Source organism: Pseudoalteromonas sp. K222D, from assembly GCF_017653575.1.
Lineage (GTDB): Bacteria > Pseudomonadota > Gammaproteobacteria > Enterobacterales > Alteromonadaceae > Pseudoalteromonas > Pseudoalteromonas nigrifaciens.
Window position 1 is genome coordinate 45,791 of sequence record NZ_JAGGDL010000005.1, and the last position, 17,500, is coordinate 63,290.

A 17,500-nucleotide genomic window follows, 5' to 3' on the forward strand; every position below is an offset into this window, starting at 1 on the left:
AGCAATTTGAGTTTAAAAAGCTAGAAAAAAATTGTAACTATGACTGAATTAATAAAAAAGGACGGCAATAAATGCCATCCTTTTTAGCAAAACAATTTATTCTTTAAATTATTTTGCAGCGAGTACAGTACTCTCTACACAGCCAAAACCAATGCGTGCGTAACCTTCTTTTTCACACCAGCCACGCATAATAACGTTATCGCCGTCTTCTAAAAAGCTACGTTGTTGGCCATTGCTCAGCGTGATTTTTTCTTTACCACCACGAGAAAGCTCAAGTAACGAACCCGCTTCTTCATGGGTTGGGCCAGATTGCGTACCCGAGCCCAGCATATCACCTGGCATAAAGTTACAACCATTCACAGTATGGTGCGTTACCATTTGCGCAACTGTCCAGTATGAGTGCTTAAAGCTTGAGGTTGATACACGCGTTGGTGTATGACCTTCATCACGCATTTGCTGAGTTTGAATTTTTACATCCATTTGAATATCAAACGCGCCTTGTTCACGGTTCGCTTTAGATTCTAAATAATCCAATGGTTGTGGATCGTTTTCATCTCGTGTCCAGCTTGTTCTAAATGGTGCTAGCGCTTCAGTTGTCACTATCCAAGGAGATACCGTTGATGCAAAGTTTTTAGCTAAAAACGGCCCTAACGGCTGATATTCCCACGCTTGTAAATCACGTGCTGACCAATCGTTAAATACACAAAAGCCAAATACATGGTTTTCAGCATTTTCAATCGCTATAGCATCACCTAACGCGTTACCTTTACCTAAGTAAATACCTACTTCTAGTTCATAATCAAGGCGTTTACACGGGCCAAACGATGGTACTTCAGCATCTGGCGCTTTGGTTTGGCCTTTAGGGCGATGAAATTGTTGGCCCGATACACCAATAGATGATGAGCGACCATGATAACCAATAGGTACCCATTTATAGTTAGGTAGTAGAGGGTTGTCTGGGCGAAACAAGCTACCCACAGCAGTTGCATGGTAAATAGAGGTGTAAAAGTCGGTGTAATCACCAATGCGACACGGCAATGCAAACTCAATATCAGCCTGTGCAATAAGCGCTTCGCTTAATTTAGCCTGATGCTCAGAGCCTTCACGCAGCGCTTTAGATAATGCTAAACGCAGTGCTGACCAATATTGCTGCCCAAGGCTCATAAATTCATTTAATGTTGTGTTACTTGCAGCAGCAATGGCTGTTTGCGCATCACCACTAAAAATAGCGAGTTCATTTAGTTTTGCTAAATCGATAACCTGATCGCCAATAGCGACAGCGCCACGAAAAGCTTCGTTGCTATTTTTACGACGAACTTCAGCAAAAGGTAGATTTTGAATAGGGAAGTCGCAATCTGCAACGTTTGCAGAGGCTACCCAGCTTGTTAAATTTATATCATGGGTTTCGTTAATTAAACTCATTACATTTCCTTTGGTTTAGTTGGTCGTGCTAATCAGTATAAATATCAATTTATTAAATAAGCATATAAAGATTAAAAGCATCTATTATTAACAGCTTATATGGTGATGAATAGCACGATTTAAACAGACAGAGTAGAATTGTTACTCAATATCAGCGTAAAACGACAAAAAGCAGCGAGTTACGCTGCTTTTAAAATATAAATGCTAACTACTTATAAAACGCCACGGCGCTCTTGGTCGCGTTCAATTGATTCAAATAGTGCTTGGAAGTTACCTTCACCAAAGCCACCATCGTCAACTCGCTGAATCATTTCAATAAAAATAGGACCAAATAGGTTTTTAGAGAAAATTTGTAGTAAGTAACAGTTTTCACTTTGGCTATCTACTAGAATTTGATGCTCACGAATTTTTTCTTTGTCTTCAGCAACCCAAGGTACACGGTCAAAAATAGTATCGTAGTACTCAGGAATAATATCCAAAGTTGCAATAGTCGATTTATCAAGCTTATCAAGTGAGCTTACTAAGTCGTCAGTTAAAAATGCTAAATGCTGTACGCCAGGGCCATTGTATTCACCAAGGTATTCATCGATTTGGTTATTATCGTTGCCTTTACCTTCGTTAATAGGAATAGAGAAAGTGCCACAAGGCGATTTAAGCGCATACGAAATTAACGCTGTTTTTTGGCCTTTAATGTCGAAGTAGCGAACTTCTGTAAAACCAAATACATCTTTATAAAAGTTAGCCCATTTTTCCATGGTGCCTTTATAAACATTATTAGTTAAATGGTCGATGCGAATAAAGCCTTTATCGTCAACCACGTTTTGCTCGGCTAGATCTTCAAAGTCTTGTGCGTAAATAGAGCCTTTTTCGCCAAATTGCTCAATAAAGTAAATTAAGCTGTCGCCAATGCCATAAATTGCAGGGTAAGGTAAATCTTTATTTGCCGAGTCGGTTGCTGGTTTTGCACCGCGCTCTACCGCTGCTTCAAATGCTTTTTGTGCATTCTCTACTCGCCAACCCATAGAACAAATAGCCGGGCCATGATCTTTAGCAAACTGTGCCGAAAAGCCATCACGCTCGTTATTTAATAAAAAATGAATATCGTTTTGATTGTAATAAACAATGTCTTTACCTTTGAATTTTTTTAGCTTTGAAAAGCCAAAGTCGGTAAATACTTTATCCATGTAATCTGCATCAGGTGTCGCATACTCGGTAAATTCGATACCAACTAAACCTAAAGGGTTATTTACTTCACTCATTATCATTACTCCCGCAATTAAGCACTGCGATTATTTGTTGTCGTATTGCTGTAGATGATTAACTAAATTTGTACTTTGGGGAAGGGGGCGTTGTTATTTAGTAAACAGCGCGTGTGTAAATTTTATAGGACGGTTAGCAGTAAGTTACTTTTTTGCTGAGTGCTTTAAATACGCGTATGTATGAAAACGTTTGAATAAGTGCGGCATTTTAAGTTTTAGTTATTGATTTTGTTATGTTTTATTTTTTATAAAGAGATTTAAGCTAACTTAAATCTCTTTTTTTACTGTAGTAAAAACAAGGTTTTTTGTATTTAATTGTTTACGGTTTGCTATTGTTAAAGAACTTGCTACGTTGCTCTAACCATAAATTAGGTTTTATTGCGGGTGCAAGTTGGTAATGGCGTTCAACACTTTGATTGAGCTCTCGGGTTGTTTGCTTAAAAGTCAGCTTTTGTTGCGCGTTACCCATACTTTTTATTTCACTGCGAGTCATTGCGCGACCAGCATAAAGCAGTGCGTTTAAATAACCCGGTTCGGTTTCGTAGTTATTATCGGTTAATAATAATACGGCTTGATCGAGTGCCCAGCGTTTACCTATTTCACCGTCTCTTTTAACACCCGCAAATTCACCATCAATATACACTTCAAATACGCCATTGCTTGGTGCGGTATAAAATACAAAAGCTATACGGTGCCAGGTATCAGGCTCAGATGTGCCAAAATAACCACTGTCGCTGGTTGATGCACCTAACCCACCAATAGGATTAATAAATATGTCGGCGTCATTATTCAAATCATTTGTTGCATCGGTTTGAACTAGTGCTCTGTATATTTCTTTTGCTGCAAAAGGCCAATAAATGTCCATCACTAAAGTGTAGTCAGACACCATTCCTTGGTTTGCAAAATCCCCATTTGGCGCGGTATTTAACTCAATCTTTAGCCCTTCGTTAGGAGAGTGATCGGTAAATGCCATTACAGTTGATGCGCCATCAGCTAAATCACTAATATTAAATGCGCTAGTACTAGCAAAAGTGGTCTTTTTAGGACCCCAGCCTTTATTGTCAGGATCGAAGTAACTAAGAATTGATGGGCCTAAGTCGGCTTTAAGCGGATCGCTAACATCATCAAAGTTCCAAATAGTGATATTAGCAATGTCTTGGCAGGCATTGAGTGGCGTATTTGTATCAATATGCAAGCATTGAGTGGTTCTATGACGTGCGTATTGATCCAGAAGCCACCAAGCTTCGGCTATCGGTGCTACATCATTAAAAGTAACCCCATTAAAAAATAAATCAGGATTAAGAGCTGCCCCTTTAAAAAGTGCGACACTGTAGTTATTTGATGCTTGAATATTTTCAGGCGCTAGTAAAAACCAATCAGCTTGATTGGCTAACATAGCATTTAAATCATTGCCGCTAACCGTGACTTTATATAAAGAGTTAAAGCCTGGGGTGTTAGATGGCTGCCTTTCTACGTAGTAAGCTTTATGAAAGTCCTCTTGTGTTAGGGCGCCAGGGGTCCAACGTTTTTGCACTAACTCAGGGTTGAGTAAAGCTGCTGAAATAGTGCTGCTTGAGTGCTGAGCGGCTGCAGCGGTGACTGCTGCTAATTGCATTGCATTTAAGTAGTTTTCTGATATTGCAATTTCAGTTTGTGCATCGGGAGCATAACGGCCCATAATTGTGTCGATGGCTTGTTGTGTGGTTGTGTCTCGCTCAGTAATGGTGTCGGTTTTTACTGTTTTGTAGTCAACATTTTTGAGCGTTTTATTACTAGTGTCGAACGTTAAGTTTAAGTCGGTTATGCCCTTAGCGTAAAAGTTAGGTTGAATAACAATAGCGCCATTATCAAGGGTATTAAAGCTCTCACCGCCATGGGTATGACCGCCTAAAACCAAATCAATACCACTCACACTTTGTGCGATTTTAGTATCAAGGCCTTCACCTAAATGACTTAACATCAGCATATAATCTACTTTATCGCTGTACTGACTAACAATACTTTGTGCTATTTGTTGCCATTGCCAGCTCATTTTAAATTGTTTGATAAAATCAGGAATAGGGTCATCTTGTAGTGGTCTATCTAGCTCGTTCCACGGGACCGATGTCATACCAAATACGCCGAGTGTAATGCAGCCTACTTGTACTTTAGCAAAACCTACTGCTGCAAAATCTTGTGTTTGTTCGCCTTCGTAGCGTGTATTACTGGCAAGTACAATGGCATTATCATCCTTTGAGAAGCCTAATAATTTTTCAGGCCCCCAAGCATAGTCATGGTTACCTATTACACGAAGATCGAACTTCATTGCTTTTACGGCTTCATCGGTCGCTAAACCTTGTGATATTTGCTCAGCTACAGTGCCTTTTTCGTAATCATCTCCACCATCGGTAAATAAAGTATGAGGTGATTCGCTTAAAGCCTTTTTATGATATGCCTTAATTCGGCTAAAAAATTGCTCTTGATAACCAAATCGAGCATGTAAGTCGGCAATATGTACAAAGCGAATAGATTGCTCAGTGCTGTTTACATCACAGGTAGGGCCTATACTGGCAGTGCGTTCTTTACGCTGCATTTTTATGGCATATGTGCCTAACTGATTAACTTGAGCTGTAACAAAACCATTTAAAACACGAGAGTTCTCTATAGTTTCCCAAGTTGTAGCGTTTAAACGGGCAATATAAAGTTGGCCGCCTAATGCGTAATCGTCAGGGATTTTTAAGGAAATTGTAAAAGGATTACTTAGTGAAAGCCCTGCGGGAGTTAAGCTATGTAGATTAGAAATAATATTTTGCGTTTGTGGCGTTTCGTCTTGCTCAATACTAATATAAGTGAGCTCAGTATCAGAGTTAACACTATTGGCAGGAATTTCAATTTTAAAGTTATCGTTAATAGTGGCAGATAAGCCTGCACCAGTAATAAGTAATACGTTAGCTTGGGGAGTGGAAGGGTTATTAGGATTAGGAGTGACTTGATCGCCAGCGCCACCACAAGCAGATAAAAAACCAATGAAAAAAACAACTAAAATTACTTTATACAAAGTGAACAATTGCATCTACCCGCTATCCCTAAAAATCTAATCAGTAATCAATTGGCTAAATAATATCAGTTAACAACTAAGCAATAAAAGATTACCAAGAGGAAACTTCCCCATACTGCTATGGGGAAGTAATTAAAAGTTGGGTAATAGGTATTTAATTAACAAATATTTTAATTAAATACCTTAACTACTAGGCTTCCTCGCTTAGTCCCTGTCTTTCCCACACTTTAGATTTAAAGGTCATTAGTACTAAAATAACACCAACACCAATACTAAATAATGCTATTTGTAGGTATAAGTTAGGTATTTCATCAACATTATTTGGATCGAAGTTACCAGCAAGTAATCCTGCAATGATATTACCGATAGAATAAGTTAATACAAATACGCCCATCATTTGGCCTGTGTAGCGACGAGGCGATAACTTACTTACAGCACTTAATGCCACAGGGCTCAAACAAAGCTCACCCACAGTGTGTAAAAAGTAGGTAGTAACAAGCCAGTAAGGTGCTACTTTTAGGCCTTCAGCCGCATAATGCGCTGCCATAAACATAACTAAGAAACCTGTTGCCATTATAATTAAACCAACAGCACATTTTGCACTATAAGATGGTGAAACAAGACGCTTTGACATATTAATCCAAAGCGCTGCAAAAAATGGTGATAGCGCAATAATAAACAGCGAGTTTAATGACTGAAACCAAGTTGTAGGGATTTCAAAAGTACCAATAAGACGGTCAGTATAATCACGTGCAAATAAGTTTAATGATGAACCTGCTTGCTCAAAGCCAGACCAAAAACAGGCAGAAGCTATACATACTAAAAACAGTGCCCACATTCTTTGTTTCTCAGCATCGGTTAACTTACCTTTAAAGTAGATAAGACCAAAATAAACAAAGAAAATAATAGTGAATGCAATCGCAGTATAACCTGCAACTACCGTTGGGTTAATAATAATAGCGCCAGTCATAGCGGCGGTAGTGATTGCAGCCGCTATAATGATAAATATAGCAATACTGCCCCATGCGCGAGCAGTACCCTTAGGACCTAATGGATTAGCTGGTAGGGCACTATGCTCAGGTAAGTTTTTAAGTGAGCGCTTGTATTGCACTAAACCAATAGCCATACCAACAGCTGCAGCACCAAACGCCCAGTGCCAACCTAGATTTTCCATAAAGTAACCACAAACGTAATAACCAATTAATGAACCTAAGTTAATACCCATGTAGTAAATAGCATACCCGCCATCACGACGTTCATCAGCATCACTGTATAGTTGTCCAACCATAGCGCTGATATTTGGTTTTAGTAAGCCGGTACCCGTTGCTACAAAAATTAAACCAATAAAAAATGAGTAATCATGTGGAATAGCCAAAATAATGTGGCCACACATAATAATAATACCGCCATACCAAACAGCTTTTTGACCGCCGAATAATCTATCAGCTAGCCAACCACCAGGTAAGCCTAAAAAGTATACTGCGCCTGTGTACAAACCGTAAATAGCAGCAGCTGAAGCAACGGTGAAGGCTAAGCCTTCTTGTTGTAAACTTGCTGTCATGAATAATACGAGCATAGCTCGCATACCGTAATAACTCATTCGTTCCCACATTTCGGTGAAGAACAAGGTTGAAAGTCCTTTAGGGTGGCCAAACCAACCACTATCTGGAGCTGAACTCATATTTACTTCCTAACTTTAAGTATTGTTGTAATGGCCTTATATATTTTTGCTTTAGCTATTTAGCGCCATGTATTACACGCTAAATGCTCGACCATCAGTATTGTTTAATGCAGCTAAGGTAATGGTTTGCCGTTAAGGTAGTAAAGCTGTAGGTAAGAGTCACACCCTTATCCTAGCTACAATTGCGCATTAGTATACATAGACCTTAGTGCGAGGGGAAGTGTTAAGCTTTATGGTTTAAACACAACAAACCTTGTTAAAAGTCAGCATAAGGTATTATAGGTTTGCCTGGGAATGCTAATGTGCCGTAAACAGGATTGAAATAGTAACGTACATAAAGTTGTCCAAAGTTAGGTTCATAAAAGTCAGAGCGGTCAATTGCTAAGTAGCCTCCAAAAAACCAATGCGGGGTTACTCGGTACTCAAAACTGCCTTCTAAGTTATACGAAACACCGGCGCTAGTATCACCGTTAAAAGCAGGAACGACGCCTGTTTCAAGCTGGCTTACGAATGCTTGGGCTTGTAAGTCGGGATCGTTTGGAAAAAAGTCAATCGCGTTCGATTTAGTTTGTGAGTAAGAAATACCGGTTTTAATTCGATAAACAAAATCATCTCCCCAACGTGCGTCATAACTTAATGGTAATGAAATACCTATATAGTTTTGCGGGCTGTAATATCCGCCATGACCATAGGTTTCTTCGCTTAAATTAAACTTATAAGACCAATGCAATAAACTGACACCAGCGGTAAATTCACGCTCTTGGTTACTAATAACGCGATAGTAACTGCCACCCATTAGCCGATAACGTTGATTGTCTTTTACGTTTTGACCTTTATATAATTGAAAGTCGGCACTTGACCAAAACCCCCAATTACCACCCAAGTCGTGCGATAAATTGGCGGTTAGGCCAGTTGAGCGCACGCCACCCCAAACTTTACCTGAGTTTATATCGGTTAAACCAGCATAGGAGAGTACCGAGCTGGTAACAGGGCGTTTTTCAAATTCGAGGCTGTATCCAAAGTCGCCAAAATCGTCTGCGTAGTTTATGCCCCACACTATGTCTTCAATTAAAAAACCAAGTGGGGTAGTGCCAATATCAACACGCCAGTTTTCATTTTGCCAACCTATACCAATATCAACGCCACTTTCCTCAGGGCTTACTTCATCTAATGAACAGGTAAAAATACACAATGCACCTTGTCCATAGCGGCTACCTGCAAATTGCTCATCAAATCGTGTTGTTTGTGCGCTTATAGTTGTGGGGTCGACTTTAATAAACCCTTGGCCTTGCCAAAGCGGAAAATAAGCTTCCATAGGCATTAAGCCAGCTCCCAGCGTTGCTTCGCTTTGGGTGCTTGTTTGGCCACTAAAATTAACCCCAATGGCAATATAAGCTTGGTTTTTATTTTGTTGATTTATTAACTCACGTTTTGCGCCATTAATATACCAAGGGTCAGTGTCGTTAATACGCGCTAGGCTGCTGTATAGCTGTTCATCATTGAGAGCTTGGTTAGGCGACAGTGTTTGCTGATACCAGGTATTTGCTTGCTCGACATTGTTAAACTTATCGGCAACTTGAGCTCCTAAGTACCGAAGCTCTTGATCGTTTGGCGATTTATCAACTAATTGCTTCGCAAGATACAGCGCATCACCCGCGTAGTTAAACTCATTAAGGGATGCCATTATTTGTCGTTGTAAGTACCCCTCTTGAGAGGTGCTTTGATTTATAGCCTGTTGCGTAACCTGCTTTGCCTGATAGTCATCACCAAGCTCCCTGTAAGCGGTGGCAATAGCCATTAAAGCTTGGGGCTCAAGAGTTTGTTTATTTTTTATTTTTTGCTGATATAAAATAATTGCCGCTTCACGTTGCTCAAGTGCTAAGTTAGCATTTATAAGAGCGGTAGTTATTGCCGGCGTATTTTTATATTTTTGGTCAAGCTGGTTTAGCTTAGCGATTAAATCGCTACCGCTGTAATATTGATTTATATAATTATTATGTAATTGCACATATTGAGTGATTTCGTTTTCAGCTGCGCTCTCTGGCAATGTGTAACTTGTAAACCAGTTATGTGTTTTCTCTTCAATGCCTTGCTCTAAAAGCCATTCACCATAAAGCATATGCCAATATGGAGAAAGCAAAGGCTGTGCTATTAATGCTTTATCAATAAGTTTTATTGCATGCATTTTTTCATCAATTCTATACCAACTACTCGATAGTTTTGCTTGCATTAAAGGCGTTAAATTTTGCGCTTCTAAACTACTTAAATGATAAATTGCAGTCGCTTTGTTTTTAGCATCAAGGTGACGCTCACTTTGTGTTAATGATTCATTAAGTTGAAGTTGTTGTTCTAGCGCAACGATCCCCTCATCTCTGGATTTAAAAGGTATGTATTGTAAGGTTTTTATAGCGCCTTGGTAGTCATCAATAGAGCGTAAAAACAATGCGTGGCTATAACGCATTTGAGGATTTAACGGGAATTGCCAAAGCACATTATTAAACAAGGTACGGGCTTTTTGTGTAAGCCCTTTTTGTTGGTAGATAAATGCTAAATCGTAATACAGCCAAGATTGTTCAGGCGCGACTTCAATAGCTTGTTTTAATATGTCCTCTGCTTGTTCTAAATTTCCAAATTGCGCAAGGCTTGTTGCTTTTGCACGGTATTGGCTACTAAGAGAAATTGAATAAGATTGTTGGATTTGCCTTTTTTGCTTAATAGATAAACCATTATAGAAAGAGGTTAACGCCTGCTCATTTTGTTCAAGCTCTGCTATTTCAAGTAAGCCTAACAAGGCACTATTATTAAGAGGATCATTTTTTAAAACAGTTCGATACGTTATTGCAGCTTGTGTGTATTGGCCCTGAGCAAATTGCAGTAAACCTTTATTATAAAGAACGGTATCAGGATCTTGCTCTAAAACATGGGCTAAATTGAGTTTAAGTTCGGCCGTTTTAAATTCATTATTGTTAATAGCATCTTTAGCTTGGCGTATATAAAGCCAAAATTTTGCAGTTTTTGCTAAACCTTGTAATGTTTCGCGTTCAGCAAAGTCAGCTGTGTATTTTTGTGCGTTAGTAAAGAATTGATATGACTTTTTATTATCACCGAGTCTTAAATAAAGAATACCGAGACTTCGCATAATAGCCCCATCTTGTGGGCGACCGATTAAAGCCTTTAAAAGTAAAGGCTCGGCTTTATTTAACTTGTTTTTATTAAGTAATTCATCACCCGTAACCCAAAGTTGATAAGCCGGATCGGCAAGCAGTATTTGGCGGGCTTTTAGATCCTTTTTAAAGTCTTGATATTGCAGTTCACCTTTGCTGCTAAAGGGGTAAAGAGTAAAGTAATTCTGAAATTGTTTATCTGTTTTACTATCTATTGGCATATTAGCTAATGCACTAAGCCAAATTTCTTCTACTTCGTTGCTAAAAGACGAGGTAGAACCATACTTGCTCAATATATCAATTGCATTTTTGTCATTTGGACTTTGTCTGAGTAAATGCCTTGCGTAAGCTATTTCTACTAGAGCAATGTTAGAATAGCCTTGTAGTAGTTTCTCATAACCGTTTTTAACACTTTGCCATTGGGCACTGTCTTGCGCATACCAGTTTAAATGTTCAAGCTCATAACTAAGCTCGGGGTAGGCTGTATCAAAAAGGGTGTTATAAATTTGCCGAGCTTGAACATATTGGCCAGCTCTTGCTAGTAATTTTGCTTGTTGTACTAATGGTTTGTCGGTTGTTTCAATACGGGCAATAACTCGAAGTTGCTCAATACATGGGTGTTGTTTTGCTGCGCCATTATCAAGCTGGTTTAGTAATAAGGTTGCTTTATTAGTTGCGCCGTTAGCAAAGTAATTACGTGCTAAAGCACATTGGGTTTCAATGCGCAGTGGGGCTATAGCAACGAGCTTACGTAAGCTATCTTCAACGAGTTTTTTATTTTTTTGCCCTTTGCCAATATTTATCTGCTTTAATAGCCATGCGACAGACTGAGTGTCTATATCCTCGACTGTTTTAGCACTTAACGTTGAGCACGCTACTAAGGCATAAACTAAGCTAAACCTTAACGACATTCATCGCTCCAGTTAGGTTGCAGCGTCCCGTCTGCTAAAATTGCAAAGCGTTTATCTAAGGTACTGCTACCAAATAAATTTAATACACTATCGTAATAACGCGATTTGCTAAATGATTTATCAACCATTAACTTTTGTTGAATCGACATTGTTACAGCGTCATTGTCATTATTTGCTGTTGCTAGTAAAGGCAGTAATGCGGCATTAAAGCCAACAGGTCCTCTTTTATCTGAGTTCCCCGTTTGTGCATAGGTATTTAAAGGCACATAACCACGCTTATTTATGGTTTTAATGAAAGGAGCAAACTGTGCGACTAATTGCTTTTTGTAAGGTGCATCCTTTGCCATCATACTTGCCCACAAATAGACTCTAATTGCATTATAGCTTCCCAAGTCGGTTACTTTTTTATCAAAGTAAAAGCCTTTGTTAGTATCAAGCATAATCCAATCAGGGCTAACACCTTGCTTACTTGTTTCAAGAATTAGGTTGGCAGAACCGTCATGCAGCTCTTGCCATGGTGAATGAGGATAAAGTTTGCTAAATTGCTGATAAATAAACAGCGGCGAATAGCTTGGATTTAATTTATAGCGCTTGTTATCAAACTCAAAGCCGCTAGGTGCGGGTAATAAAGATAAACCAAGTCCTTTAATATACGCTGTTTCTTCGCGCATTATACGCTGTGCTAGCACGGCTGCTAAAATACGGTAACGGCGGTCATCCCAAAGTATAGCTGCTTGCGATAAGCTATAAGCAATCCATAAATCAGAGTCAGATGCTGGGTTTGAGTCAAGAATATTACCTACGTTGTTTTTATTAACTCCCCATAGCCATGCAGGTAGGCGAGTACTTAAATCGCCTTCGGCTAAATGCTCTTCAGTCCAGTTTAATACTTTATCAAAAGCGGTTTTATCATTGGCAATTAGCGCAAAAAATAGCGCATAGGATTGCCCTTCAGAAGTGGTAATATTTTGCTCGCTGCCTAAATCTATAATCCGACCATCATCACTCATAAAGTGTGTTTTAAACGTTTGCCATTGCTGCCAAGGCGCACATTGTTGTGCGTGGCTCAAAGGAGTAAATAAAATCAGCATTATAAATGCTTTAGTTATAAACAATTTCATTATTTATCTCCTTCAGCTAAACGTTTGTAGGTAAGGGCTTGTAGCAAGCGCCAAATTATAAAAGAAATAAGTAACAGGGTTAAAATAGATAAAAAAGCTAACCAAAATGGATGATCAGATAAATGAAACCAAATTAAAGTATACACAGGTACATACCCAACAAAATAAGTATCATCGGCTTTAATAGAGCTTACACCTTGGCTAGTAATAACGGCAGCGCTGCCTTTAATTTGCGATAACCATTGCGACTCGTTAAATGCAGCATCTAGTAGTTTATAAGCGCTATTAGTACTGGCGGTTAACGACACGATTGAACGCTCAGAGTCAAATGGCGATTGAAACCCTGCAATAACGGCTAAGTCTCCGCTACTAACTAAGCTTACCTGTACATCTACTGTTGTATCAGCATCATAGGCGCCATTATAAAAAGCTTGCTTTATAATTCTGTGGTTATTTTTTAAAAGCTTACTGGTGGGCGCGTTCTCATCAATGTCACTCACCGCTGTATTTGCGGCGGTAATAATCATAATATCTTTGTCATCATAATTACTATTATCGTCACTGACTGATTGTATTTCTAAACGGTGTCCAGGGTAGCCTGTGATAGCACCAAAGCGACCGGTTAAATTGAGTAGTAAAGTGATTGCTTCAGGTGTTGGATTATCATCTAAAATAACCAAGGTTTGATGTAAGTCGGCATATTTAGTAAATGGGAAACCGCTATTAGCAAATACATTTAAATCGGGTAGGGCAATGTAATGATGAAACCCACTAACATCAATATTTGAGTTACCATCTATTACGCCATACTCCCCTCCTGCAGGTACAACAGAGCATTCTCCCTTTTTAAGTACACCAAAGCGAAAGTCAAAGTTAAGCTCATTTCTAATTGCTAAGTTAATCCCATTTAAGGAAAAATCTTCTGCGTTTTTTGTGGTATCTGTATTACCAATTAAAGGCATAATTGTTTTGGTTTTACTTAGTAATGAATCATTTTTACTGAGTAAAAAACCACTAATAAACTCTTGATTAATTAGCATGTTTAGGCGTGAGTCAAGCATGCTGCTCTCAGGCGTATTTCTATATTGCAGCGTAATTGGGATGCCTTTTTCGCGCCAAGTAAATAAATCGGGTGCAAGGCGTACGTTTAATTTTACCGGGCCATTATTTAAGCCCTGAGCTTGTAATTGTTTTGGGTAGTCAATTAACTCATCAAAATGTACGGGGCGATCGCCTCTTAACCAGCGAGGAGCATCATATGCTTCTCTTAGCGGGAGCTGATTAATAGCCTCTATACTAGCGGTGCGACCAGTCATCAGTTTATGACCAAATGCTAAACCCGTTACTGCAGTTTTTAAATCAGCAGTGTCTTTGCCCACTATAAGTAACATTTTCTTATAGCGATGGAGTGGGTTAGAAATAATTTCAATTGTTGGTTTATCAACATCAGGGTAGTCACGTAAAAAATCAGGCTTAGAGTCGTTAGTGATAAACACCACGCTATGTTCATTAGGTGCTTTATTTTTTAATAACGGAAATTGTGCTCCGCGCCAATCGGCTTGTGCACCAAACCAGCTAGATAAAGTGGCGGCAGCTTCAATGGCTTCTTTGTTTGGCGTTGTAGCAAATATAAATGGCAGGTTTAATTTACTAAAATCTTTACTATCAAAAAAGGGTTCAGGTAAATACTCTAAACGACTATCAATAGCCAGCTCAGTCTGATCAAGAGTAATATTGCTTGATTTACTTATTTCAACCCAAATAGAGCGATTATGGTAATCATGACAGGTCAAGTCGTAATAGCCCACTAACTCAAAACGAATTTGATTAAAGTCTTGTATGTATTTTGAATTGAGTTGAATGTTATGCGTAATTAAGTTTTCAACGGTACTAAGCTGTTTATTAACAGGTAATACTGTGACTAAGTTTTCATTAAAATATACTTTTAAGTGTGAAACATTAGCAAGCAATGATGGCGAGTTAGTATAAGAAAAATTAAGCATTAAGTTTTTGCTTAGTTTATCTATACTGTTGGTAAAATCGACGCGAGAATTATTGTTTACTCCATCTAGTTTATAGTTAGTAAAACCTAAAGCATTAAAATCAAGTTTTAAGCCCGATACGGCTGCACTTTCGGGGTAACCATTTGCAAAAAGTGATTTATTTGGCATAGGTTCGATAGCAATAACGTGCCACGCCGTACTAGTAAACAGAAGTAGGGTGAGTGTATTAAGCAACTTTTTAATCATAATTATTCTGCACTATCGGTTTTTTGGGAATGAATGAATTTACGTAAATAACTAAATTAGTCATAAACTTAATAATAGGTTGAAGTTGTCTTGGTGCGTGAAACAATATATTAGTAAACCCTCGCAAACTTGTTTTTTTAACTTCTTTAAAGCTATAAGATGGGCGATCATGTTTAAAATTGTTTTGCCAATCTAACCAAGCATCAGCTCTTGAAAAAGTACACTGAATAAACGCCAGTTGCTTTTCTATACTGAGATCTTTGAGTGTAAGACCAAATTGCTTCTCCCGAGTATTAGTTACATAGGTAGTAAACGAAAACTGCTTATTACCTCTGCTCATTAATAGCTCTATTTTATCGTTAACCCTGCATAAATGCGCATGCTCGGTTTCAATACCTACTCCGTTATCAGAGTAGTCGGTAATTTTAACTTTTAAAGTATGTCCATTCGCTAAACGAATACCCGCCGGAAAGTTTGCTTTTACGCGGTGTGAGTTTCTTACTTGACGAGCTTCAGCTGCTACCGCGACGGCAGCACCTAAAATAATAATATTATAGGTGGCCCATGCCATACTAATAATTAGCACTCCAATTTGATTTGGCTCACCAAAAAAGGCTCTTAAAGTACCCACAATAATGCCTAATAAGTTAATCGCGAGTAATACCATATAGGGTTTAGAAATACCCCAATCATAATGCTCTTTATTATTAAGTCCCCCTTTTTCAGTTACATTAAACTTGCCTTTATTTGGGTTAAATAAAGCAACAGTGGTGGGTTTTAATATATACCAAGCCAGTACTGTTTCGTAAACTTCACCCCAAAATGAGTACCTGTATTTACCTTGAATACGTGAGTTAGTCGCTTTTACTTGAATGAGTGTGGGTACAACATAAATAAATATGGCTAAAAATGGTGCGTAAATAATATAAGCGTTGAAATAGATGAGTGCTAAAGGAGCGGTTAAAAATACAATGCGAGGAACCCCAGATAAAAAGTGTAGCATGGCATTTATATAGCACAGTCGTTGTGGCAGGTTTAACCCTTTGCCTAATAGTGGGTTATCAAGACGAAATATTTGCGCCATACCACGCGCCCAACGAATTCGTTGGCCAATATGAGCCGATAAACTGTCGGTGGCTAATCCCGCGGCTTGTGGAATATTAATATAAGCTGTTTTATAACCTGCGCGCTGCATTCTTAGTGCGGTGTGCGCGTCTTCAGTTACGGTTTCAAACGCAAAGCCGCCTATATCATCAAGTGCTTGGCGTTTTAATACCGCACACGAGCCACAAAAGAAGGTAGCGTCCCACATATCATTTCCATCTTGAATTAGGCCATAAAACAGCATGTTTTCGTTAGGGACTTGACTGTGGTTATTTAAATTTCTTTCAAAGGGATCGGCTGAAAAAAAGTGATGCGGGGTTTGCACTAAGCATACCTTACTATCTTTTAAAAACTGCCCCATGGTCATTTGTAGAAATGATCGAGCAGGAACGTGGTCGCAATCAAAAATAGCAATGTATTCGCCATCTGTATAGCGCATCGCACTATTCATATTACCCGCTTTGGCATGATTATTATCAGGGCGAGTTAAATAGCCTACGCCAACTTGTTCAGCAAATTGAGCAAACTCAGGGCGTTTGCCATCATCTAATATGTATACATTAAGCTTATCTGCGGGCCAATCAATGCTCATCGCCGCGAGTGTAGTAGGTTTCACTACGCTCAGAGGTTCATTATAGGTTGGAATATAAACGTCTACGGTTGGCCACAGGTCGGTATTTTTAGGCATGGCAATAGGTTTACGCTCAAGCGGGTTAATAGTTTGGAAAAAACCAAGAATTAGTACTAGCCAAGCATAGGTTTCAGCAAGCAATAAGCCCAAACCTAGGAATAAAGCGAGAGGATCATCCCAATTTAGTGTTTCAGTGTACCGCCACCATAAATAGCGCGAGGAGGTAGTGACTGATAATGTGATCATGATAATAGTCGCCATTTGCCCTTTTACTCGTCTTAGTGAATAGGCTACCAATAAAATAAAACTAATAAATACAGCTTGAGCCTCTAAGCTAAACGGAATAGTGATAAAAATAGCCATTAAAAATAATATAAATGTAAGAGCAATATATTTTATAAGCTTATTTTGCCAGATACTCGCATCTGCCATTGTTTTAAAAGCACTTTTTTTTGTTTTTTTAGTGCTTTTAGATAATAAACTTTTTAGTAACTTCCCTAGCTTTAAGTCAATCCAGCGTAGTTGTCTAAATGTATAGTTTACTGACGAGTAAAAATAATGAGTAATAGGCTCTTTTACAGCGCTATTTTTAGGCTCATATTTAAAAAACAATAAAAATAAACTTTGTAATACAAAGCGCAGGCTATTTGAGTAAATAAAGCTACGATAAGGTAACTTTAACTGCGGGTAATATGTACGCAAAGAGTTATGAGTAGTTAATTTATGAGGATTAAACTTTATAAATAATGAGCTAATAAGCGTTATAAAAGGAAATAAAAACGCTTCTACTACATTCATTTTGTGTTGATTAAAATAACTATGAAATTTAAACATCACGAAGCGAGCTAGCTTTTCTGTAAATAAAAGGCGCAAAAATAAATATAAAGTACGATCTAATGGGCGTCTATTTAAGGTACTCAT

8 protein-coding genes are annotated in these 17,500 nt (G+C 38.5%); all 8 read right to left on the reverse strand.

Going from position 1 to position 17,500, the window contains the following annotated elements:
• Positions 1-108 precede the first annotated feature (108 nt).
• The 8 genes from fahA to bcsA all read right to left on the reverse strand — a co-directional run bounded on the left by fahA (position 109) and on the right by bcsA (position 17,500).
• Positions 109-1,422 carry a fumarylacetoacetase gene (gene fahA, locus J5X91_RS04460; RefSeq protein ID WP_086998865.1) on the reverse strand — a complete coding sequence of 438 codons (1,314 nt, stop codon included), beginning with the start codon at positions 1,420-1,422 and terminating at the stop codon, positions 109-111.
• Positions 1,423-1,634: 212 nt separating this feature from the next.
• A complete protein-coding gene (gene hppD / locus J5X91_RS04465; protein WP_011328825.1) occupies positions 1,635-2,681 on the reverse strand; it encodes a 4-hydroxyphenylpyruvate dioxygenase in 1,047 nt (348 codons plus the stop codon).
• A gap of 319 nt (positions 2,682-3,000) precedes the next feature.
• Positions 3,001-5,733 (reverse strand): metallophosphoesterase, encoded by a 2,733-nt coding sequence (locus J5X91_RS04470; RefSeq protein WP_208834138.1) that lies wholly within the window; start codon positions 5,731-5,733, stop codon positions 3,001-3,003.
• A gap of 175 nt (positions 5,734-5,908) precedes the next feature.
• Entirely contained in the window at positions 5,909-7,399 is a 1,491-nt protein-coding gene (locus tag J5X91_RS04475; protein WP_011328823.1) for a peptide MFS transporter, read from the reverse strand.
• A 256-nt stretch (positions 7,400-7,655) separates the two neighbouring features.
• Positions 7,656-11,474: a cellulose synthase subunit BcsC-related outer membrane protein gene (locus J5X91_RS04480; protein ID WP_208834139.1), complete on the reverse strand. Its 3,819-nt coding sequence runs from the start codon at positions 11,472-11,474 to the stop codon at positions 7,656-7,658.
• A complete protein-coding gene (gene bcsZ, locus J5X91_RS04485; RefSeq protein ID WP_208834140.1) occupies positions 11,465-12,595 on the reverse strand; it encodes a cellulose synthase complex periplasmic endoglucanase BcsZ in 1,131 nt (376 codons plus the stop codon). Before bcsZ ends, J5X91_RS04480 begins: the two co-directional genes overlap by 10 nt.
• On the reverse strand, positions 12,595-14,844 hold the full coding sequence (gene bcsB / locus J5X91_RS04490; RefSeq protein WP_208834141.1) for a cellulose biosynthesis cyclic di-GMP-binding regulatory protein BcsB: 2,250 nt from the start codon (positions 14,842-14,844) through the stop codon (positions 12,595-12,597). Before bcsB ends, bcsZ begins: the two co-directional genes overlap by 1 nt.
• Complete coding sequence (bcsA, locus tag J5X91_RS04495) at positions 14,837-17,500, reverse strand: UDP-forming cellulose synthase catalytic subunit (RefSeq protein ID WP_208834142.1); 2,664 nt, start codon at positions 17,498-17,500, stop codon at positions 14,837-14,839. Before bcsA ends, bcsB begins: the two co-directional genes overlap by 8 nt.